Annotated in this window: 24 protein-coding genes and 3 pseudogenes; 15 read left to right on the top strand and 12 right to left on the bottom strand. The window is 69.0% G+C overall.

Features of this window, described 5'->3' with window-relative positions:
• Nucleotides 1-130 precede the first annotated feature (130 nt).
• The 3 genes from OG254_RS40470 (at nucleotide 131) to OG254_RS40460 (ending at nucleotide 1,456) form a co-directional block, all read left to right on the top strand.
• Nucleotides 131-346 carry a hypothetical protein gene (locus OG254_RS40470; protein ID WP_405592303.1) on the top strand — a complete coding sequence of 72 codons (216 nt, stop codon included), beginning with the start codon at nucleotides 131-133 and terminating at the stop codon, nucleotides 344-346.
• A gap of 92 nt (nucleotides 347-438) precedes the next feature.
• Nucleotides 439-669 (top strand): hypothetical protein, encoded by a 231-nt coding sequence (locus OG254_RS40465; protein ID WP_405592301.1) that lies wholly within the window; start codon nucleotides 439-441, stop codon nucleotides 667-669.
• Nucleotides 670-922: 253 nt separating this feature from the next.
• Complete coding sequence (locus OG254_RS40460; RefSeq protein ID WP_405592299.1) at nucleotides 923-1,456, top strand: transposase family protein; 534 nt, start codon at nucleotides 923-925, stop codon at nucleotides 1,454-1,456.
• Nucleotides 1,457-1,659: 203 nt separating this feature from the next.
• Here OG254_RS40460 and OG254_RS40455 read toward each other — a convergent pair whose 3' ends face one another.
• Entirely contained in the window at nucleotides 1,660-2,088 is a 429-nt protein-coding gene (locus OG254_RS40455; RefSeq protein WP_405592297.1) for a hypothetical protein, read from the bottom strand.
• Nucleotides 2,089-2,102: 14 nt separating this feature from the next.
• Here OG254_RS40455 and OG254_RS40450 point away from each other — a divergent pair.
• Nucleotides 2,103-2,486: pseudogene (locus OG254_RS40450) on the top strand (DM13 domain-containing protein); the annotation flags it as partial.
• A gap of 39 nt (nucleotides 2,487-2,525) precedes the next feature.
• Here the strand turns inward: OG254_RS40450 and OG254_RS40445 are convergent.
• Complete coding sequence (locus OG254_RS40445; protein WP_405592295.1) at nucleotides 2,526-3,173, bottom strand: peroxiredoxin-like family protein; 648 nt, start codon at nucleotides 3,171-3,173, stop codon at nucleotides 2,526-2,528.
• A 105-nt stretch (nucleotides 3,174-3,278) separates the two neighbouring features.
• Here OG254_RS40445 and OG254_RS40440 point away from each other — a divergent pair, with 105 nt between their 5' ends.
• Nucleotides 3,279-3,884 (top strand): TetR/AcrR family transcriptional regulator, encoded by a 606-nt coding sequence (locus OG254_RS40440; protein ID WP_405592293.1) that lies wholly within the window; start codon nucleotides 3,279-3,281, stop codon nucleotides 3,882-3,884.
• Nucleotides 3,885-3,896: 12 nt separating this feature from the next.
• On the opposite strand, the gene OG254_RS40435 is transcribed toward OG254_RS40440, so the two are convergent.
• The 3 genes and pseudogenes from OG254_RS40435 to OG254_RS40425 form a co-directional block, all read right to left on the bottom strand.
• Nucleotides 3,897-4,475: an SRPBCC family protein gene (locus OG254_RS40435; protein WP_405592291.1), complete on the bottom strand. Its 579-nt coding sequence runs from the start codon at nucleotides 4,473-4,475 to the stop codon at nucleotides 3,897-3,899.
• Nucleotides 4,472-4,777: a DUF427 domain-containing protein gene (locus OG254_RS40430; RefSeq protein ID WP_405592289.1), complete on the bottom strand. Its 306-nt coding sequence runs from the start codon at nucleotides 4,775-4,777 to the stop codon at nucleotides 4,472-4,474. The genes OG254_RS40435 and OG254_RS40430 overlap by 4 nt, the downstream gene beginning before the upstream one ends.
• Nucleotides 4,778-5,282: 505 nt before the next feature.
• A pseudogene (locus OG254_RS40425) lies at nucleotides 5,283-5,768 on the bottom strand (HAD family hydrolase); the annotation flags it as partial.
• On the opposite strand from OG254_RS40425, the pseudogene OG254_RS40420 reads away from it, so the two are divergent.
• A pseudogene (locus OG254_RS40420) lies at nucleotides 5,682-6,209 on the top strand (sodium:solute symporter); the annotation flags it as partial. The pseudogenes OG254_RS40425 and OG254_RS40420 sit on opposite strands and share 87 nt — an antisense overlap.
• Before the next feature lie 19 nt (nucleotides 6,210-6,228).
• On the opposite strand, the gene OG254_RS40415 reads toward OG254_RS40420, so the two are convergent.
• Nucleotides 6,229-6,828, bottom strand: coding sequence for a TetR/AcrR family transcriptional regulator (locus OG254_RS40415; protein WP_405592287.1), 600 nt, complete (start codon nucleotides 6,826-6,828; stop codon nucleotides 6,229-6,231).
• 165 nt (nucleotides 6,829-6,993) lie between these two features.
• On the opposite strand from OG254_RS40415, the gene OG254_RS40410 reads away from it, so the two are divergent.
• Entirely contained in the window at nucleotides 6,994-7,140 is a 147-nt protein-coding gene (locus OG254_RS40410) for a hypothetical protein (protein WP_384776634.1), read from the top strand.
• Between the two features lie 145 nt (nucleotides 7,141-7,285).
• Nucleotides 7,286-7,936: a peroxiredoxin-like family protein gene (locus tag OG254_RS40405; protein ID WP_405592284.1), complete on the top strand. Its 651-nt coding sequence runs from the start codon at nucleotides 7,286-7,288 to the stop codon at nucleotides 7,934-7,936.
• 19 nt (nucleotides 7,937-7,955) lie between these two features.
• On the opposite strand, the gene OG254_RS40400 is transcribed toward OG254_RS40405, so the two are convergent.
• The 3 genes from OG254_RS40400 to OG254_RS40390 form a co-directional block, all read right to left on the bottom strand.
• Nucleotides 7,956-8,285 carry a TfoX/Sxy family protein gene (locus OG254_RS40400; RefSeq protein ID WP_405592282.1) on the bottom strand — a complete coding sequence of 110 codons (330 nt, stop codon included), beginning with the start codon at nucleotides 8,283-8,285 and terminating at the stop codon, nucleotides 7,956-7,958.
• A complete protein-coding gene (locus tag OG254_RS40395) occupies nucleotides 8,285-8,743 on the bottom strand; it encodes an SRPBCC family protein (RefSeq protein WP_405592280.1) in 459 nt (152 codons plus the stop codon). The genes OG254_RS40400 and OG254_RS40395 overlap by 1 nt, the downstream gene beginning before the upstream one ends.
• A gap of 114 nt (nucleotides 8,744-8,857) precedes the next feature.
• A complete protein-coding gene (locus OG254_RS40390; RefSeq protein WP_405592278.1) occupies nucleotides 8,858-9,529 on the bottom strand; it encodes a CDP-alcohol phosphatidyltransferase family protein in 672 nt (223 codons plus the stop codon).
• Between the two features lie 127 nt (nucleotides 9,530-9,656).
• Between OG254_RS40390 and OG254_RS40385 the strand changes: the two genes are divergently transcribed.
• Nucleotides 9,657-11,810, top strand: coding sequence for a radical SAM protein (locus OG254_RS40385; protein ID WP_405592276.1), 2,154 nt, complete (start codon nucleotides 9,657-9,659; stop codon nucleotides 11,808-11,810).
• Nucleotides 11,807-12,640 carry a class I SAM-dependent methyltransferase gene (locus OG254_RS40380; protein ID WP_405592274.1) on the top strand — a complete coding sequence of 278 codons (834 nt, stop codon included), beginning with the start codon at nucleotides 11,807-11,809 and terminating at the stop codon, nucleotides 12,638-12,640. Before OG254_RS40385 ends, OG254_RS40380 begins: the two co-directional genes overlap by 4 nt.
• Here OG254_RS40380 and OG254_RS40375 read toward each other — a convergent pair.
• Nucleotides 12,630-13,760, bottom strand: coding sequence for a methyltransferase domain-containing protein (locus OG254_RS40375; RefSeq protein ID WP_405592272.1), 1,131 nt, complete (start codon nucleotides 13,758-13,760; stop codon nucleotides 12,630-12,632). The two genes, OG254_RS40380 and OG254_RS40375, sit on opposite strands and share 11 nt — an antisense overlap.
• A gap of 161 nt (nucleotides 13,761-13,921) precedes the next feature.
• Between OG254_RS40375 and OG254_RS40370 the strand changes: the two genes are divergently transcribed.
• Nucleotides 13,922-14,494, top strand: a complete 573-nt coding sequence (locus tag OG254_RS40370; protein ID WP_405592270.1) for a helix-turn-helix domain-containing protein — start codon at nucleotides 13,922-13,924, stop codon at nucleotides 14,492-14,494.
• A 93-nt stretch (nucleotides 14,495-14,587) separates the two neighbouring features.
• Here the strand turns inward: OG254_RS40370 and OG254_RS40365 are convergent, their stop codons facing one another.
• Nucleotides 14,588-15,151, bottom strand: a complete 564-nt coding sequence (locus tag OG254_RS40365; RefSeq protein WP_405592268.1) for a DM13 domain-containing protein — start codon at nucleotides 15,149-15,151, stop codon at nucleotides 14,588-14,590.
• Between the two features lie 110 nt (nucleotides 15,152-15,261).
• Nucleotides 15,262-15,999, bottom strand: coding sequence for a flavodoxin family protein (locus OG254_RS40360; protein ID WP_405592266.1), 738 nt, complete (start codon nucleotides 15,997-15,999; stop codon nucleotides 15,262-15,264).
• Between the two features lie 223 nt (nucleotides 16,000-16,222).
• Here OG254_RS40360 and OG254_RS40355 point away from each other — a divergent pair, with 223 nt between their 5' ends.
• From OG254_RS40355 to OG254_RS40340, 4 genes are all read left to right on the top strand, one after another.
• Nucleotides 16,223-16,567, top strand: coding sequence for an STAS domain-containing protein (locus tag OG254_RS40355; RefSeq protein WP_405592264.1), 345 nt, complete (start codon nucleotides 16,223-16,225; stop codon nucleotides 16,565-16,567).
• A gap of 166 nt (nucleotides 16,568-16,733) precedes the next feature.
• Nucleotides 16,734-17,963 (top strand): cation:proton antiporter, encoded by a 1,230-nt coding sequence (locus OG254_RS40350; RefSeq protein ID WP_405592262.1) that lies wholly within the window; start codon nucleotides 16,734-16,736, stop codon nucleotides 17,961-17,963.
• Entirely contained in the window at nucleotides 17,950-18,327 is a 378-nt protein-coding gene (locus OG254_RS40345) for a CBS domain-containing protein (protein ID WP_405592260.1), read from the top strand. Before OG254_RS40350 ends, OG254_RS40345 begins: the two co-directional genes overlap by 14 nt.
• Nucleotides 18,324-19,622, top strand: coding sequence for an SLC13 family permease (locus OG254_RS40340; RefSeq protein WP_405592258.1), 1,299 nt, complete (start codon nucleotides 18,324-18,326; stop codon nucleotides 19,620-19,622). The genes OG254_RS40345 and OG254_RS40340 overlap by 4 nt, the downstream gene beginning before the upstream one ends.
• The last annotated feature ends 6 nt before the right edge of the window (nucleotides 19,623-19,628 follow it).

Here is a 19,628-nt window from a genome sequence, read left to right as displayed (position 1 = left end):
CGCTGGTCACGGGGCTGGTGTCAGGTGGCTTCGGGGGCTCGTGCTGGTCGTGTTGATGATCGTCAGCAGGTGATCGTCTGCCGTTTTGCCGTTTTGCCGTTTTGCCGGATTCGCGTATCGCGGTCGGCCCGTGCTCGTACTGTCCGCCGGGGACGGGGAGTTCGCGGACGGAGGGATGTGGCGGATGGCCGAGGTGCTGACGTGGGTCATGCCGCGGCGCAGGGTGCTCGGGGAGCCTGCCGGGGCGCTGCGCAAGGAACAGATGGAGATCGAGACGGAGGTGGCCCGGCTGAAGGCCGCCGAACTCGTGATCGGTCAGTTCCTCGACGCCGAGGGTGCCGGCTAGGCCGACGATGCGGGGATGGACGTGGATTTCGAGCGCGTCACCACCGCACCCGGTGCGGGCGGGATGCTCCTGGTGCCGCACCGCGAGAACGTATGGAAGCGGAGGTGCTGCCCGAGGACTACCAGGAGATCATCCGTGTGGTGACAGAGGCGGTAAAACCGGTCAAGGCCGGTCAGGTGAGCGTAAAGCTGAGCCTGGGGACCCTGCCCGGCCAGGTCGAAGCGGTGCGCGCGAAGCTGAAGCGGCTCGCCGAGCGCGGCTGGCTGCACCGCACCCCCGCGGGCCGGTACTGCCTCGCGAGTGGTGACAGCAACGACAACTGACCGGACCTGCCGTTACAGACAGCCCCGGCGGGAGTCAGGGTGTCCATGCCGAAGAACATCCAGTCCGCCGAGAGCCTGGACCAGCTTGTCTACCAGTGCCGTCTGCCGCTGTCGAGTGCCACGTTGGACCTGGTCGCCGGCCTCATCCGCGGCCATCCGAAGAAGATCCGCTCCAGATGGCGCGAGCTTCCGCCGGGCCAGATCGGCCCTGATCGTCCTCGCTGTCCTGCGCCACGACCAGCGGCTCGCGGACATGGCCGCCGCCTACGAGGTCTCCGCCTCGACCGTGCGCCGCTGGCTTCTGGAGGTGATCCATCTTCTCGCCGCCCGTGCCGAGCGCCTCCAGCGGGCACTGAAGAGGATCACCCGGATCGGTGGCGTGGTCGTACTGATCGATGGCACCCTCATCCCCACCCGGCGCCGCACCGGCGATGCCGACCGCCCCAACTACTCGGGCAAACGCAAGATGCACGGCCTGCACGTACTCGCCCTGACCGACGAGCGCGGCAACCTCATATGGGTCTCGGCCGCCCGCAGCGGCCGCACCCACGACGTCACCGCAGCCCGGCACGACCACATCACCTCCCACCTGCGCACCGCCAACCTCGCCGCGATCTGCGACCTCGGCTTCCTCGGCCTGGACGACGACCCTGACCACCCCGTGGTCATTACCGGCTGCCGTGCGGCCCGTGGCCGTCGGCTCACCAAGGCGCAGAAGGAAGCGAACAAGCTCGTTGCCCGCGAACGCGCCGCCAGCGAGCACGGCTTCGCCGACCTCAAGAACTAGGCGCATCCTCACGAAGCTCCGCCTGAACGCGAAACACGCGACCGCACTGCTTCGGGCCCTGCTCGTCCTGACGAGGACTGCGATCAGCCGCTGAACCGGCATGGCAGACGATCACCACACGGGATCACCCCATCCACCAGCACGAGCCGTTCACTCCCGCCCCACACCAGCCCCGTGACCAGCAACTTCAAGATGGAACGGCCTCATTGGCTTATGGAGTCGCCGACTTGGGCGCGCTTCGGGTCGAAGACGGCTCGTACGGCAGCTTCATCGCCTTCGATGTCGACGAGCCCAAGGGTGTCGTTGAGGGTGAGCCCACCCGCTGCCAGCCCGACGACGATCGAGGCGTCAGCGCGCAGGACGGCATCGAGATCGCGACCATCATGCAGGCTCACTTCGATGCCCGAGCGCGTCGCCCGCACCTGGAGCAACTGGTCGTCGACCGCGATCCCCACCGTCGATGACCGGTGTGCGGTCGCCCTTCCGACGAGCAGGGCTCGGAGGGCGACGACAAGCCATTCGGCGTGGAAGCGGTCGCCGCCTGGCCCGCGCACCATGAGCGGCGTGGACCAGCGGATGAGGCCCTCAATCGGCTCCCGCAGCCCAGCGCCCCATGGGGTGAGCGCGTACACGACGGCGTTGCCCTCCGCGGCCAACCGCCGCCGGACCACAGACGCTGGCGAGCGGTGAGCTGATCAGCCACGAGCACACGACATCGGGCACCGTGAAACTCGTACGGCCGGCCGACGGCTCCCACGTCGTCCGGTTGGAGAACCTCGACACCAGCAACGGCCCCGACCTGCGCGTGTGGCTCACCGACGCACCGGTGAAGGAAGGGAAGACCGGCTGGCACGTCTTCGACGACGGGAAGTACGTCAGCCTCGGCAAGCTCAAGGGCAACAAGGGCAACAAGGGCAGCCAGAACTACGCCCTGCCCGAAGACGTCGACCCGGCCCGGTTCAGCAGCATCAGCATCTGGTGCGACCGGTTCGACGTCTCCTTCGGTGCGGCCGAACTCGCCCATGCCTGACAGGCCCTGACGGCACCAGCTCTGTTCGGGCTGCCTGCTTCAGGCCAGCGCGGCGAGGGCGGCGAGGATGTCGGCCGGTTCGGCGCGGGTGGTGTAGTCGGTGTTGACGAAGGCCCAGCGGATGGTGCCGGTGCGGTCGATGACGTAGGTGGCGGGCAGGGGGAGGGTGCGCGGGTGGCCGTCGTTGGTGCGCTGGAGGTCGAAGCCGAGCTTGTCGTAGACGGCGGCGAGGTCGTCGGGGAGGTCGAAGGCGAGGCGGTACTGCTTGGCGGTGTCGGAGCCGATGTCGCTGAGGACGTCGAAGGCGAGGTCGTGCTTCTCGGTCAGGGTCAGGGACTCGTCGGGGATCTGCGGGGATACGGCGATCAGGCGCGCGCCGCGTGCGGTGATGGTGTCGTGGTGCTGCTGGAGAGCGCGCAGGGCGAGGTTGCAGTACGGGCACCAGGCGCCGCGGTAGAAGGTCAGGACGACCGGGCCGGCGGCGAGGAGGTCGTCCAGGGACCGGGATTCGCCGGTAGCCGTGGGCAGAGTGAAGCGCGGGGCCCGGTCGCCGACGGCCAGGGCGCGGTCGGCCTGGCCGGAGTCGGCGAGTTCCTGTCCGGATCGCCGCATGATCTCCCGTACCTTGGCGGGGATCTGCTGCTGACGCGCTTCGTAGAAGGTGCGCAGCTCGGCGTTGAGGGTCATGGGGATGGACCTCCGGGGGTCAGGGTCGCTTAACTCGGAACGACCGTTCCGAGATGTGCGGCCCGAAGTATCCTGGAACCCTCGTTTCAAGTCGGCGGGTGAGGAATGCCGGACATCAAGCACTTCGACCCGGACGCGGCTCTGGAGGCGGTGGTCCGCCTGTTCTGGCGGCAGGGCATGGCCTCGACCGGGATCCAGGACGTCGTGACCGCGACCGGGCTCAACCGCTCCAGCCTGTACGCCACGTTCGGCGGCAAGCAGGAGCTCTACCTCGCCGCGCTGCGCCGCTACCTGGAGCACCGCTCCGTGCCGGTGTTCCGGCGCCTCGCGGAGGACGGGCGCGGACTGGCGGCCATCGCCGAGTTCTTCGCCGGCCTGATCGAGGCGCGTTGCTCCGGCGAGTACGCCCGCTGGGGCTGCATGATCTCCAACGCGCATGCGGGGGCCGAGAACAGTGACTCCGAGGTGCGCGCCCTCCTGGACCGGCATCACCAGGAGCTGCGGGACGCGATGTACGCGGCACTCGACACCGCCGATACTCAGGGGCAGCTCTCGCCTGGCTGCGCCCTCGGCGCTGCCGCCGACCTATTGGCACTGCTCGCGTACGGCGTCAACCTCCGCTCCCGCGCCGGAGCGGATGCACATGACCTGGGCAGGACGGTGACTGCCGCCCTGGCCGCGCTCGGCGGCCAGGCAGCGCCGAATCCCTGACGGGCCTACTGGTCAGGGCCAGGCCCTACGCTCCGCCTCCTCCTGGACGGCCGCGAGCGATCCGGCGACGGTCACCTGCCACCGGGCGGCCACCATGCGACCCCACCAGGCTCCGGCCCGCCACAGATCGGTGCCCAGCTCTCCCTCGTACACCAGGCGCGTCCCAGACCCGTGCTCGCTGAGCACGAAGGACTCGGTCACCTGCGGCACCGGGCCACGGACCAGCCGGAAGTCGACGCGCTCGGGCCGGGTGAAACGCACGGTCTCCACGGTGACCGCCGTCAGCCGCCCGCCCGCGACGGGGGTGAAATGCTCGGCCAGCACCAAGTCGCTGCCGCGTTCCAACACGTTCAGCTTTTCCCGCATCGCCCGCGGAGTGCGGCCCAGATACGGCTGGGCCACCACGTCGAAGACCACCTCCCGAGGTGCCGCGATATCCACGGTCTGCGGCCCCAGCGGGCGTACGCGCCGCCCCACACCCACGTCGACGGGCAGCGCCCCGGTCACCAGCCCCAGGTAGGCGGCGGCCAGTCCGCCGCCCACACCCGACGTCCATGCCGCGATCCGCACCAGACGGGCGGCGCCGGTCACGAGTGTTCCTCCGGCACGACTTCTTCGACCGAGACCCCGTTCCAGAAGGCGACGTGGTTGGTGATCCGCCTGGCGAGCGGGCTGGGATGCGGGTAGTACCAGGCTGCGTTCCGGTTGACCTGGCCGTCGACGGTGATCGTGTAGTAGCGGGCGAGCCCTTTCCAGAAGCACAGCGACCGCGTCCGGCTCTCCGTGAAGTACGCGCGGTCGAGCGACTCGGGTGGGAAGTAGTGGTTGCCTTCCACTACGACGGTGCGCTCCGCCTGAGCGAGTACCGCGCCGCGCCACACAGCGCGCATCATGAGCCTCCACCTCCGAACAGGTCGGGAGAGTTCATGTCTGCGACGTTAGCGCGGCACTTTCGGCCCCTTCGGTGACCTCGCTTACAGTGCGGAGCTGGTGTCGGCGCCGGCCGCAAACAGTCCACTGTTCCCTTGAGGTGCTGGCCCGATTCGGCCGCGCACTGGCCGATCCGATCCGCTGCCACATACGCGCACGCCGCTACGCCGACGCCTGCTCATGGCCTGCGTGGCGGCGTAAAGAGGCCCATAGGGTATCGAGCTCCTCCTGCCAGGTGCGCATGCCCCTCGCCTCCTGCTGCTAGGCCCGCCATGTTCTCAGTACGCCGGCGCTGCCTGCTGTGCGTGGGGTAGATCGACATGAGGTCGGGCAGCGTGGAGATGACCCTGCGCACGTCCGTGCGGAAGCCCATCCGCCGTTGCCATTGGTCAAGATGAGGCACTTGCCAGGCAGAGCAAGCCGTTGACCCACTGACGGACCCCGCCCAGCGCGCCGCGACGGACGACATCACGGTCGTTCGGCCGTCAGCATGTCCGCAAGTTCCCGCAGGTCCTGCGTGCTGTACCTGGGTGGGGTCACCGTCTGCGGATACAACGACACTCCGCGCCGCAGCCACGCACCCTCCAGTCCCGCTCGCTGGGCTCCGTCGATGTCCCAGGGATGCACGGCGACCATCAGTGCCTGGTCTGGCCGTACGCCGACCCGCTCGACGGCGTAGTGGTAGGCGGCCGGCGTTGGTTTCCAGCAGCGCGGGCCATGTACGTCCGACAGGGACTCGAAGCGGTCCAGCACTCCGGCCTTGTCCAGTAGCCGCTCGGTCATTGCGACGCTGCCGTTGGTCATCGCCGTCAGGCGATACCCCGCCTCGCTCAATTTCAGTACACCGTCCGGCACATCGGGGTGTAGGACTTCATCAAGCCGGACGCGACGCCCGCGCAGGAGACCCAGGTCTCCAAGCTGGTCTCCCCGCTGGTGAAGGTCGGTGCACTGGTCTTCGTCCTGACGATGGACAAGACGGTCGCGATCAACTTCCAGCTGCTGGGCGGCATCTGGATCCTGCAGACCTTCCCGGCCCTGGTCGGCGGCCTGTTCACCCGCTGGTCCCACCGCTGGGCCCTGCTGGCCGGCTGGGCGGTCGGCATGATCTACGGCACGGTCGCCGCGTACGGCGTCGCCTCCCCGACGCAGAAGCACCTCGGCGGCTCGGCGAAGGAGATCCCGGGCATCGGGGAGATCGGCTACATCGGCCTCACGGCATTCGTCCTGAATGTGGTCGTGACGGTCGTCCTCACCTTTGTCCTGAAGGCAGCCAAGGCCCCCGAGGGCATCGACGTCACGTCCCCCGGGGACTACACGGCGGATGCGGCAGAAGCGGAAGCGAAGGCGGCGCATGCCGTCCGTCCGGACACTTCACCTTCCCCCAACCCCAGTTGAGAGCCAGCCCCGCGCACGTCTATGCCGCCGCCCGGACGCCGATCGAGTCCAGGGCGGCGGTCACCGTCTTGCCCAGCGTCGCGGCATCCGCACCGGCACGGGAGCGCAGGTTGACGCCATAGGCGAGCAGCGCCAGCAGATCCGCGGAGGCTCCGGGGTCGGCGCCGGGGGCGAGCTGCCCGTCGCGGTCGGCGGTGACGAGGGCGGCGTACATTGCCTCGCGCAGCTCTTGGTGGTGCTGGTCCAGGACGGCGCGTACCTCGGGATCGCTGTTCTCGGCCCCGGCGTGCGCGTTGGAGACCATACAGCCCCAGCTCGCGTACTCACCCGAGCAGCGGGCCTTGATCAGGCCGCCGAAGAACTCGGAGATTGCGGGCAGGCCCCGCTCGTCCTCGGCCAGGCGCCGGAACATCGGCTGGGACCGCTGCTCCATGTAGCGGCGCAGCGCGGCGAGGTAGAGCTCCTGCTTACCGCCGAACGTGGCGTACAGGCTGGAACGGTTGAGTCCGGTCGCGGTCACCACGTCCTGGATCCCGGTCGAAGCCACGCCCTGCCGCCAGAACAGTCGCACCACGGTCTCCAAGGTGGCATCCGGATCGAAGTGCTTGATGTCCGGCATGTTTCACCCCGCCATCTTGAAATAGAGGTTCCAAGATACTCCCCGTTCAGCACGCCGCAAAGGTGCTGACAGACACAGAGGGGGCAGGTCGCCCACCAGCGCGAAGGCGTCCAGCTTCGTCCACGATCCGCCCGGTGGGCGCCCACGCGCCGCGACCATGCCCCCATGAATCGCATACCAGCCCTCTGGGCGGCCGCGTACGGGTCGCAGTCACCCCGCCTCCGCCGCTTCGTCGCCCGCCGTGTGGTCCATCTCGGCGCCTTCATCCGGGCTCTCGCCCTGACCGACCATCGCCCGTTCACCAGCCTCTGACGCATCGACAACTCCGCACGGCTGGCGTGGGACCACGCATAGCCTTATCTTGGAACGGTCGTTTCAAGATTTGCTCGCGGGTACCGCTCGGACGCTTCGTCGCGGCCGGTCCCGCTCCAGTCGCCAACCAGGAGGAACGAGCACCATGACCACCCTCAACACCGAACTTCGCACCTTCTACGAAGCGCGTCAGCAGCAGATCCCCGCCAAGGTACGGGAGATCATGCGGCGATCCGGACAGGAACTCGCCGACTCCGGCCAGGCCGACCGCGCCCTGGCCGTCGGCGACCGGGCCCCGCGCTTCACTCTGCCCACGGCTACCGGCGAATCCCGGTCCCTGGACGACCTCCTCGCCGCCGGCCCGGTCGTCCTGACCTTCTACCGCGGCGCCTGGTGCCCGTACTGCAACCTCGCCCTGCGCGCTCTCCAGCAGCACCACGACACCATCACCGCACGCGGCGCGCGCCTGATCGCCGTATCCCCGCAGATCCCCGACGAGTCCCTGACCCTGACCGAGAAGCACGACCTCGCCTTCGACGTCCTCAGCGACATCGGCTCCGACACCGCCAAGCAGTACCGCCTCGCCTTCGACCTCCCCGACGACCTCGCCGCCGTCTACGACAAGCTCGGCTTCGACCTCCAGCGCACCAACGACGGCCACCCGCGCACCCTCCCCCTGCCCGCCACCTACGTCATCGACCGCACCGGCACCATCCGCTGGGCCTTCGTCAACACCGACTACACCACCCGCGCCGAACCGGCCGACATCCTCGCCGCCCTCGCCGCCCTCGGCTGACCCACCAGGGCAGTGCCGCCTACTTGGGCGGCAGGGTTGCCGCGAAGGCGTGTCCCTCGTCGATCCACGCGCCAAGCGCGTCGTCCTCGGCGACAGCGGAGCCCGCGACCACGACCCAGCCACGCATCGGGCGGCCCGTCATGTCGAAGATCCGCGCCCCCGGCCGGGCGAGCGCCGCGTCGGTGGCGTCCGGGCCGACGCGGACCATGAGATCGTCGCCGGTCACGCCGACGGCCATGTTGCCCTGGTACAGGAAGGCGATCCCGCCGAACATGCGCTTCTCGGTGATATCGGGATCCGCGCCGAGCCGTTCGCGGATCCGCTCGGCCAGTCCCTCGTCGTACGCCATCAGGCACCTCCATGCTGCTCGCTGACCCTGCGTTCGAGATCGCGCAGGTCCTTGGTGAGGGAGGAGCGGACCTGGCGGGAGAACAGGGGTGCGGCCAGGCGGAGGAGGCCACCGGGTCCTCCCCGGACGCGGATGGCGGCGAGAGTACCGCGCGGGTGCGGCTCGAAGGAGTACGTGACATGCATCGGCATGGGAGCAACCACGGAGACCATGTCCAGCAGCCGCGGGGGCTCGTACGCGGCCACGCGCAGGACGTAGTCGATGCGCCGGCCGAGGAAACGAGCTGTGCGAGTGACCTCGGCGCCCGTCCCGAACCCGCCGTCGTCCGCCTGCCGGGTCAGCTCCGCCATACGGATGCCCTGCGTCCACTCCGCGTCGTGACGCCAGTCCATGGCATACCCGGCCACCCACTCGGGCGGCAGCGGAATCACGCGCCGCACCGTCACGTCGATCGTCATCGCCTTGCCGCCTTGCCGCCTCACGCTCGTACCCCAGATTCCGGTCTCGGCCGGTGCTGTGTCGCCTCCAGCATGGCCGTGAGCGTCGGGGGGCGCGCGTTGCCGAGTGTCCGGTCAGCGACGCGCGACGTGCCGCACGGCGACAACGGCCTGCATCGCGGCGGCCGGACGCAACAGTGCCGGCCGGGGCCTGTCGGGCATCTTGCCGCGGCGGATACCGACGGCGGTGACCGCGACCACGGGCACCATCCATGTCGCGAGGGCCACGCCCCGCACCGTGCGGCTGGGTTCGTGCCCCAGTACGAGCCAGGTCCAGAAGGCAGCGTCGGCCAGGGAGTCGGCGTAGTCGCCGAACGGGGACACGGTGCCCTGGCGGCGGGCCAGGCGGCCGTCGGCCAGGTCGAGGGCGATCGCCAGCAGGCCCGACCAGCGGCTCCGCCCGAGGGCGGTAGTGGGGAGATTGCCTCGCAACAGGGTGATCACATCGGCCCCGGAGAGCCGGTCGCGGGTCTCCAGCAGGCCCAGATGCAGGACGGTGAGAGTCCAACTGGTGGCTACCCACGTCCGGGCTCCGGGGCCTCGGGCGGACGTGAACAGTAGCCCGTGCAGGGCGCCGGCCTGCGTGAACGCACACGGATGCCGGGTCGCCTGCCGCAGTGACCGGTGAGCGGCCATGCGGAGGAAGCGCCCGACGGCGCCCGGTCTCCACCGACCGTTGCGGAGTGTCTCCAGCAGGGCGTCGGTCGCCGCACGGCTGTCGCTGAGCTCGTATACGGGTACGGACACGGCGCTTCGGTCCTTCCTCGTGCCCGAGGTGTGCTCGTCTCACCGTAGGCAGAAGTTGTCCTGAACCGGCAGGTTCGGTGAGCGCGCTTACAGTTCCCGGCCTCAATGTGGCCGTAGCGTCGTGAGCATGGTGCTACGGCTCGCACTGGGCGCGATCTACGCGGCGATGGGGATCGGTCAGCTCGCCTCCCTGGGCGAGATGCCGGCCATCCTCGGCGCGTACGGCCTGGTGCACCGTGCCGCCGCGATTGTGCCGGCTGTGATGCTGATCGCCGGGGAGCTGGTGTGTGGCATCTGGTTCCTGGCCCGGCCACGGTCGAAGGCTCTGGCGCCGGTGTGGGTGTACACGGGCGTGTCGGTGGTGTGGACACTGCTGGCCGTGCAGGCGTATGCCCGGGGTCTGGCGGTGGCCAACTGCGGCTGCTTCGGGACTTACCTCGCCCAGCGGCTGAGCTGGTTCGTCCTCCTCCAGGACGCCCTGACCCTGCTCTACGCCGGACTGCTGCTGCGCGCCGCACGCACGCCCCCCTTGCGGGAACCAGCCACGGAGTGGAGGTGGGGCGTGATGTCCGCATCCCGTGAACGCCCCGGGTTCGGCGGGGCTGCCGCGGTCGTGGGGGCGGGGCTCGGGCCCGCCTCCGCACCAATGCGAAGAGGACGGTCCGGGACGTGCCCTCCACTGACGGATACGACCGCCCCATGGGAAAGGAGTTCTTCGATGACCCAGGCGCCGGCGCCCCGCCGCAAAGTAGACCGGGACGAGGTGTTCGTGGAGTTCACCAAATCGATCTGCCCGATGTGCAAGACCCCGATCGACGCGCAGGTCAACATCCGCGACGGGAAGGTCTTCTTGCGCAAACGCTGCCGCGAGCACGGTGAGTTCGAGGCGCTGGTCTACGGGGACGCCGAGGAGTACCTGTCGTCCGCCCGGTTCAACAAGCCCGGCACCATCCCGCTCACCTTCCAGACCGAGGTGAAGGACGGCTGCCCGAGCGACTGCGGGCTGTGCCCTGAGCACAAGCAGCATGCCTGCCTGGGCATCATCGAGGTCAACACCGGCTGCAACCTGGACTGCCCGATCTGCTTCGCCGACTCCGGCCACCAGCCCGACGGCTACTCGATCACGCACGACCAGTGCACACGCATGCTGGACACCTTCGTGGCCTCCGAGGGCGAGGCGGAGGTGGTGATGTTCTCCGGCGGAGAGCCCACCATCCACAAGCACATCCTGGACTTCATCGACCTGGCCCAGGACCGCCCGATCAGGAACGTCACCCTCAACACCAACGGCATCCGCCTCGCCACCGATCACCACTTCGTCGCCGAACTGGGCAGGCGCAACCGGACGCCCGGCCGCTCAGTGAACGTCTACCTGCAGTTCGACGGCTTCGAGCAACGCACCCACCTGGCGATCCGCGGCCGGAACCTGCGCACGCTCAAGCAACGCGCGCTGGACAACTGCGCCGAGGCCGGACTGACCGTCACCCTGGTCGCCGCGGTCGAACGTGACCTGAACGAGCACGAGTTGGGCGACATCATCGAGTACGGCGTCGACCACCCGGCCGTGCGCTCGGTGGCGTTCCAGCCGGTCACGCACTCCGGGCGGCATGTGGAGTTCGACCCGCTCCAGCGACTCACTAACCCCGACGTGATCCGGCTCATCGGCGAGCAGCTGCCGGGCTGGTTCCAGAAGGGCGACTTCTTCCCCGTTCCCTGCTGCTTCCCCACCTGCCGCGCCATCACCTACCTCCTCGTGGACGGGGAACCGGGCAACCGTACCGTCGTCCCCATCCCGCGCCTGCTGAACGTGGAGGACTACCTCGACTACGTCACCAACCGGGTCCTGCCCGACACCGGTATCCGCGAAGCCCTGGAGAAGCTCTGGTCGGCGTCCGCGTTCATGGGTACGGCCACGACCGAGGAGAAGCTGCGTGCCACCGCCGAGGCCCTCGACTGCGCGGACGCTTGTGGCATCGATTTGCCATCCGCGGTAAGAGACTTGAACGACAAGGCATTCATGATCGTCGTACAGGACTTCCAGGACCCCTACACCCTCAATGTCAAGCAGCTGATGAAGTGCTGCGTCGAGGAGATCACGCCGGACGGCCGGCTCATCCCGTTCTGCGCTTACAACTCCGTCGGCTACCGGGAGCAGGTCCGCGCGGCGATGTCCGGCGTCTCCATCGCCGACGTCGCCCCCAACGCCCTGCCCCTCGCCGACCGCCTCACCGACACGCCGTACGGCTCGAAGACGGCGCGTGCCGAAGGGAGTTCAGGATGACCGCCGACGACAACCTCAAGGCGTGCTGCGCGGCGGCGTACTCCTCCGACGTGGTCGCCCTGCTCCTCGGCGACTCCTACCACCCCGGCGGCACCACCCTCACCCGCCGCCTCGCCGACGCGCTCAGCCTGACACCGCAGAGCCGGGTGTTGGACGTCGCCTCCGGCCGCGGCACCACCGCCCTGCTCCTCGCCGACGCCTACGGCGTACGGGTGGACGGCGTGGACTACTCCCCGGCCAACACCGCCCTTGCCAAAGGCGCCGCCGCTGCCACCGGTCTCACCGAGCAGGTCGCCTTCACCACCGGTGACGCCGAACAACTGCCTTACCCGGACGGCACATTCGACGCGGTGGTGTGTGAGTGCGCCCTGTGTACCTTCCCCGACAAGGCGAAGGCCGCCGCCGAGTTCGCCCGGGTCCTCAAACCCGGCGGCCGGGTCGGCATCACCGACGTCACCGCCGAACCAGGTCGGCTCCCGGCGGAGCTGTCCACGCTCGCCGCGCGGATCGCATGCATCGCCGATGCCCGCTCCCTGGCCGAGTACGCCGAGATCCTCACGGCCGCCGGACTCCGGACCCTCCGCACCGAACGCCACGACCAGGCGATGCTGCGCCTGATCGACCAGATCGAGGCCCGGCTGAACCTGCTCCGGCTGACCGCCGCGGACAGGCTCGCCGCCGCCGGCATGGACACGGCCGCGGCCCCGGCCGTCCTGAACGCGGCCCGCACGGCCGTTTCCGACGGTGCCCTTGGCTACGCCCTTCTCGTCGCCGAGAAGCCCCAAACAGCTCAGGAGCGCCCGCCTGCGCCGGTGCGGCCTACGGCTTGATGTCGTACAGGACGTTGAAGGGATCATCCGTCGTGGACCGGGCCACGGCGCTGAAGCCCGCCTCGGCACACAGACTGCGTACGACCGCCTCGGGCAGGCCGCACGTTCCCAGGGCTGCCCCGCCGCTCGCGAGGGACGTGGTCATGCAGTAGAACACGCTGAACCCGTAGAGCATCGAGGCAACGGGGCCCACGTTGTCCTCGGGGCGGTCTTCGCAGTTGATCTCCAGCATCAGGTAATCGCCGTCATCCTTGACCGCGGCCCTGACGGCGGCCAGCAGCCGCTTCGGTTCCGCCGCGTCGTGGATGACGTCGAAGGTGGTGACGAGGTCGTAGCGCCCGGGAAGTCCCTGGGCGGCATCGACCGTCTCGAAGGTCACGCGGTCGGCGACACCGGCCTTCTCCGCGTTCGCCCGGGCCCGTTCCACCTGGCCCGGGAAGTTGTCGAACCCGATGAAACGGGAGCGGGGAAACCTCTCGGCGAGCACGATCAAGGCACGGCCCGCACCGCATCCCACGTCCGCGACGTCGATGCCCCGCTCCAGCCTCTCGACGACGTGAGGAAAGGTGCTCAGCCAGTCGTCGACCATCACGCTCTCGAACCAGCTGCCGGTGAACCGGCTCATGCCGTCCCACAGGATGTCCGGGTAGTCGCTCTGCCGTACGCCTCCCCCACTCCGGAACGCCTCGACCAGTCGTTCGTACGGCGCGAAGGCGGCCGGCATCATCTGGTACACGCCGCCGAGGAACATAGGCCCGTTCTCGTCGGCCAGCGCGGGGGCGTGCTCGGCGGGAAGGGTGAAACGTCCGGGCTCCGGTTCCTCCAGATAGCCCGCGGCGGTCAGGCCCCGCAGCCACTCGCGTACGTAACGCTCGTTCAGGTCCAGGCGGTCCGCGAGCTCCCGGCTGCCGGCAGGGCCGTTGGCCGCGAGGTCCTTGAACAGGCCCAGCCGGTCGCCCAGGTGACACAGACCGATGATCATCGTCCCGCTGATGTCCCCGAGCGCCTTCTCCATGAAGGCGTCGACCTTTGCCTCATCCCATTCGTCCTGTGCCGCCACGGTGTCCTCCTGGCCGAGCGTGATCGCGGAGTGCGATCGGCCGCCCGGCAAGCGAAGCACCGGGCTGCTCCCTCGCGGCGCCGCCACGACGGAACGGGGCGGCTCCGGCCGGGTTGCCTCACCCAATCCGCGTATCTGACGCGCGCGCTGGTCGCTGACGGCCTCCGAAGCGGTCGCCGAAGCCCTTGCCGGACTCCTCAAGCCGTGTTCAAGTGACCACGATGTGCACGACCGACAAGCCCACCACCCGCCTTGTCGCGCTGCTCGACTCGGCGGCCGAGCAGCGCACCCGGGAGTACTGGGAGCGGTACATGAAGGGCACCGCCCGCTTCCGCGGCGTGCCCATGGCCGGAGTGCGGACGGCGGTGCGCACCGTGTGGCGGGAGCAGGAGCTCGTCTCCTGGACGACGCAGGACCTGCTCTCGCTGGCCCACCGGTGGTTCGCCCAGGAAATGAGCGAGGACAAGCTCGCCGCCATCCTGCTGATCACCGAACATCTCGGCCCCCGGCTCGGCCTCGGCGACGTCGAGGCCCTTGGCCGGCCGTTCACCGCCGGGCACATCACCGACTGGGGCATCTGCGACTGGTACGCCACCAAGGCGCTGCACGGCTTCATCACCGGCGAGGACACCGAACTCCGGCCCCGCGCCGAGGCCATCGCCGCCCTGGCCGGAACGTCCCGCGAGACCTGCACCAAGGTCCTGCACGACTTCGCCGACCGCGGCCTGCTCCGACTGGCCCGGGGCCGCATCTCCGTCCTGGACCCGGTCCGACTGCGCGACGAAGCCGGATAGCCGAGCGCTTCTCGTCCGAAGCGCTCGGCGTGGTCACGCCCGATCTCCGAACAGGCACTCCTCGGCATACGTAGCCATGCTGTGCAACGGGTGTCAGGCGTGGGCGAGTTCGGCAGCGCCGAAAGACACGTCGAAGCGGTCGCACCAGACACTGACGCTGGTGTAGCGAGCGGGGTCGGTGTCATCGGGCAGGGTGTAGTTCTGGCTTCCCTTGTTGCCCTTGAGCTTGCCGAGGCTGACGTACTCCCCGTCGTCGAAGACGTGCCAGCCCGCCCGCCCCTCCTTCACCGGCGCGTCGGTCAGCCACACCCGCAGGTCCGGGCCATTGCTCGTGTCGAGGTTCTCCAGCCGGACGACGTGGGTGCCGTCGGCGAGACGCACCAGCTTCACCGTGCCCGACGTGGCGTGTTCGTGACTCACCAGCTCGCCGCTCGCAAGCGTCTGCGGCCCGGGGGCCGGCGAGACAGCGGTGGCGGACGGCTGGGCCGCGGGGGTCCCGGAGGTCTCCACGACGCTGGGCAGCGCCTCGTCCACGGTCTCGTCCTGCCACAGTTTCCACGGCTGGAACCAGTACAGCCCGAACCCCGCCGCGACGACGACCACTACCAGCGCGCCCACGACCAGCCGTCTGCGCAGCGTCCTCCGCGTCCGTTCCATTCCCGCCTCGCATCCTGAGTGTCTCCTGTCGGTGCCTCATTCAACGGAACCGGCGGCCCTCATGGAGCAGGCGAGAGATAACGGAAGTCTTACGTCTGGGGCGAGTGGTCTCAGCGGTGCTCGGGGTTGTCCGCGCCCGCGCGGCAGCCGGCGTCCCACTGCGAGCGCTGGTTGCCGTGCGCGGGGACGCCGCCGGCGCGCTTCAGCAGGGCGGCGACGTGCATCAGGTTCCAGGTCATGAAGCTGGTGTTGCGGTTGGTGAAGTCGTTGTCCGGGCCGCCCGATCCGGGGTCGAGGTACGACGGTCCGGGGCCGGCCGCGCCGATCCATCCGGCGTCCGCCTGAGGCGGGATCGTGTAGCCGAGGTGCTGGAGGCTGTAGAGGACGTTCATCGCGCAGTGCTTCACGCCGTCCTCGTTGCCGGTGATCAGGCAGCCTCCGACGCGGCCGTAGTAGGCGTACTGGCCCTGCGAGTTGAGCAGTGAGGAGCAGGCGTAGAGCCGCTCGATGACCTTCTTGGTGACGGAGCTGTTGTCGCCGAGCCAGATCGGTCCGGCGAGCACCAGGATGTCGGCGGCCATCACCTGCTCGTACAGTGCGGGCCATTCGTCGGCCGCGAAGCCGTGCACGGTCATGTCCGGATTTACGCCGGGCGCGATGTCGTGGTCGACGGCCCGGATCTCGGATGTGGTGACCCCACGCTCCATCATGATCGCCGCGCTCTTGTCGATCAGACCCTGGGTGTGGCTGAGCTGCGGTGAGGGTTTGAGGGTGCAGTTGATGAAGAGGGCGGTGAGGTCGTCGAAGCGGTGCGAGTCGTTCGCGGAGGGGGAAGGCGACGTTGCCATGACGGTCTCCCTTGCCGAAGCTGACAGGCGCGAACGTCAGCGTCTCGCGTGCGTACCGATTTGTCCCCTTCCGACGCACCCTCTGGTCACCGGAGGCCGGCGATTTCCGTGGTTCACCGAAGGAGGCACAGAACAGGCACCCCGATGGCGTGCCCGATAACCTTCTGCCAGGTGTGCCGGGAAGCCTGGTCGGCGATCACCCGCCTGCTGCCCCGGAGCCCCGATGCGCCTCTTCCGATTGCGCCACCGCAAACAGTCCGGGCCCGAGGGCATGCGCGCGCACAAGGTGGTCCGGCTGCACGGCGACCTGGACGCCGGCAACGCCGACGCGACCGGTCGGCGCCTCGTCCGGTTGGTCGACGCGGGACCGGAGGTCCTGGAGGTCGACCTGGCTGACGTGAAGCACCTCAGCCCGGACGGCTGCGCGGCACTGTTCATGGCCCTGAGCGCCGCGAGGACACACGGCACGCGGCTGGTCATCACGCATGCGGGTGAACGGGCCCGATCCGTCATGCACCAGATCGGCCTTTCCCGTGCCCTGTCGGCCGAGGACGCTGACGGCTCGTAGCCGGGTCCCCGGGCTTGCCGGTATCCGGCAACATCCGGCGCGCCGGGCTGCGCGCCAAGGACCTGCCAACGTCGCGTCAAGAACGTGTAAGGTTCCCCGCGGTGTGCCGGGAAGCCTGGTCGGCGGTCTTTGACGGATGCGTCTTCGCTGATCGGGGGTCCGGGTCATGGTGCTCATCGTGGTCTTCGGGGTGGCACTGCTCATCGCGGTGCTGCTGTCGGGTCTTGCGGCCCGGACCGTGTTGTCGACGTCGTTTCTCTTCCTGGTCGGCGGCGCACTTGTCAGTGACGGCTTCCTGGGGCTGATCCACATCACGCCGGACAGCGAGATCGTGTCCGTCACGGCCGATCTGGCGCTGTTCGCGGTGCTGTTCACCGACGGCATGCACGTCTCCTTCCCGAAGCTGCGGGAGAACTGGCGTAACCCGGCCCGCGCGCTCGGCCTCGGCATGCCGCTCGCCTTCTTCGGCATGGCGCTGGTCACGCACTACCTGGTGGGCCTGGACTGGACGACCTCGCTGCTGGTCGGTGCCGTGCTGGCGCCGACCGACCCAGTGTTCGCCTCGGCGATCGTCGGGCGCAAGGAAGTCCCGGCGAAGCTGCGGCAGTTGCTGAACGTGGAGAGCGGCATCAACGACGGGCTCGCCCTGCCGGTCGTGCTCATCCTGATCGCCGCGGCCGGCCCGACGTCCGGGCACGCTGAGGCCGACTTCGGGAAGATCGCGCAGGAGCTGGTCCTCGGCCTGGTCTTCGGCATCGTCCTGCCGTTCGTGGTGATCGAACTCGTACGGTTCCGACTGCTGGGCGCCGAGCCGAAGCTGCAGCCCCTGCTGCCGCTGGCGATCGGCGTGATCCTCTACGCGGTCTGCCACCTCACCCACGCCAACCCCTACCTCGCCGCGTTCTCCGCGGGCGCCGTGCTCACCGCTCGCTCCCTGGAGGCCAAGCGGGCTTTCGAGCCGCTCGGGGAGGCGCTGGCGGAGCTGGCCAAGTTCGCGGCCCTGCTGGTGTTCGGCGCGCTGCTGACTCCGCAACTGTTCGGCGACCTGTCCTTCGGCGGATATGTCGCGGCCCTCCTGGCGATCGTGCTGATCCGCCCGACCTCGCTGCTGCTGTCGCTGCTCGGAACCCGTTTCACCCGCCAGGAGAAGCTGGTCGCGGCCTGGTTCGGGCCGAAGGGTTTCGCCTCGGTGGTCTACGGGCTGCTCGTTCTGCAGGCCGGGATACCGCAGGGCGAGGCGGCGTTCACTCTCATCGCCGTGTGCATCGTCTTCTCGATCATCGCGCACAGCTCCACCGACGTACCGATCGCCCGCCTCTTCCACGTCGACGAACTCGCCGGCGTGCGCACCCCCACACCCCGCACCACCAAGGAGGCCGGCCATGTCGGCGCGTGAACTCGCCGAGCCCTGCCCGTCGTTGTCCACCGACGACGACGCCACCGAAGCGGCCTGGCTGCCGGCGGAGTACAAGCTGCCCGCGCTGCTGGTCGTCGACCGCGAAGGGCAGCCCCGGCTCCCTGTCGCGATGGGGGTCCCCCCTGCTCGAACGGAGTTGAGAGCTTGGGGGAGGCTCCCGGGTCGCAGGTTCCGTCTGCCGACAGTCGGCCCGGACGCGAGCGTCATGCACATCGCCGCCCACATGGCCCGCACGCACACCCCGCTGGTCGCTGTCGTCGAACGCGAAGGCGACGAAACGGACTGGATCGCGGGCGCCGTCACGGTCACCCGTCTGATGGAACGACTCGTCGGAGCATCGTGAACGGCTGGCAGAGCTGGGCGGCGATCGCCGTCTTCGTGACCACGTACGGCCTGATCATCAGCGAGAAGATCCACCGCGTGGGAGCGGCCCTGGGCGGCGCCGCGCTGATGCTGGCGATCGGCGCCACCGACGACGAGTCGGCCTTCTTCTCCGAGCGCTCAGGGATCGACTGGAACGTCATCTTCCTGCTCCTGGGCATGATGATGATCGTCGGCGTGCTCAAGAAGACAGGCATGTTCGAGTACCTGGCCATCTGGGCGGTCAAGCGGGCACGGGCCAGACCCTTCCGGGTGATGGTGATGCTCGTCGTCATCACCGCGGTCGCTTCCGCGCTGCTGGACAACGTCACCACGGTCCTGCTGGTCGCCCCGGTCACCCTGCTGGTGTGCGAGCGGCTCGCGCTCCCCGCGGCCCCGTTCCTCATCGCCGAAGTGTTCGCCTCCAACATCGGCGGCACCGCGACGCTGGTCGGCGACCCTCCGAACATCATCATCGCCAGCCGCGCGGGCCTGTCCTTCAACGACTTCCTCGTCCATCTCGCCCCGCTGAGCGCCCTGCTGGTCCTGGTCCTTGTCGTGCTGTGCCGTGTGTTGTTCCGCAAGTCCTTCGTCTACGACGAGACACGCGCCGAAGAGGTCATGGCACTGGAGGAGCGCGAAGCCATCCGGGACCCCCGGCTGCTGGTCCAGGGCCTGATCGTGCTCGTCCTGGTGGTCGCCGGGTTCGTGCTGCACCCAGTGCTGCACTATGCGCCCAGCGTCGTCGCCCTGCTCGGCGCCGGCCTGCTCATCGCGATCTCGGCCGTGGAGACCGGCGAGGTGCTGGGCGAGGTCGAGTGGCCGACCCTCGCCTTCTTCGCCGGGCTGTTCATCATGATCGGCGGCCTGATCGAGACCGGGGTCATCGGCGAGGTCTCCAGGTCGCTGGCGGACGCCATCGGTGACAACGAACTCGGCGGCTCCATGCTGATGCTCAGCGCTTCGGCCGTGCTGTCCGGCGTCGTCGACAACATCCCCTATGTCGCGACCATGGCGCCGATCACCGCCGACCTGGTGCACACCATGGGCGGCGACCCCGACCACGTCATGTGGTGGGCACTGGCCCTCGGCGCGGACCTCGGCGGCAACGCCACCGCGATCGGCGCGAGCGCCAACGTCGTCGTCCTCGGCATCGCCGAACGCAACCGGCAGCCCATCACCTTCTGGCAGTTCACCAAGTACGGCCTCGTCGTCACGGTCATCACCGTCGCGCTCGCCGCCGGATACGTATGGCTGCGCTATTTCGCCCTCGCCTGACGAGGT

This window comes from Streptomyces sp. NBC_01092 (assembly GCF_045039535.1).
Classification (GTDB): Bacteria; Actinomycetota; Actinomycetes; order Streptomycetales; family Streptomycetaceae; genus Streptomyces.
Note: the sequence above shows the minus strand (reverse complement) of the source record. Positions and strands in the feature narration are given on the sequence as shown.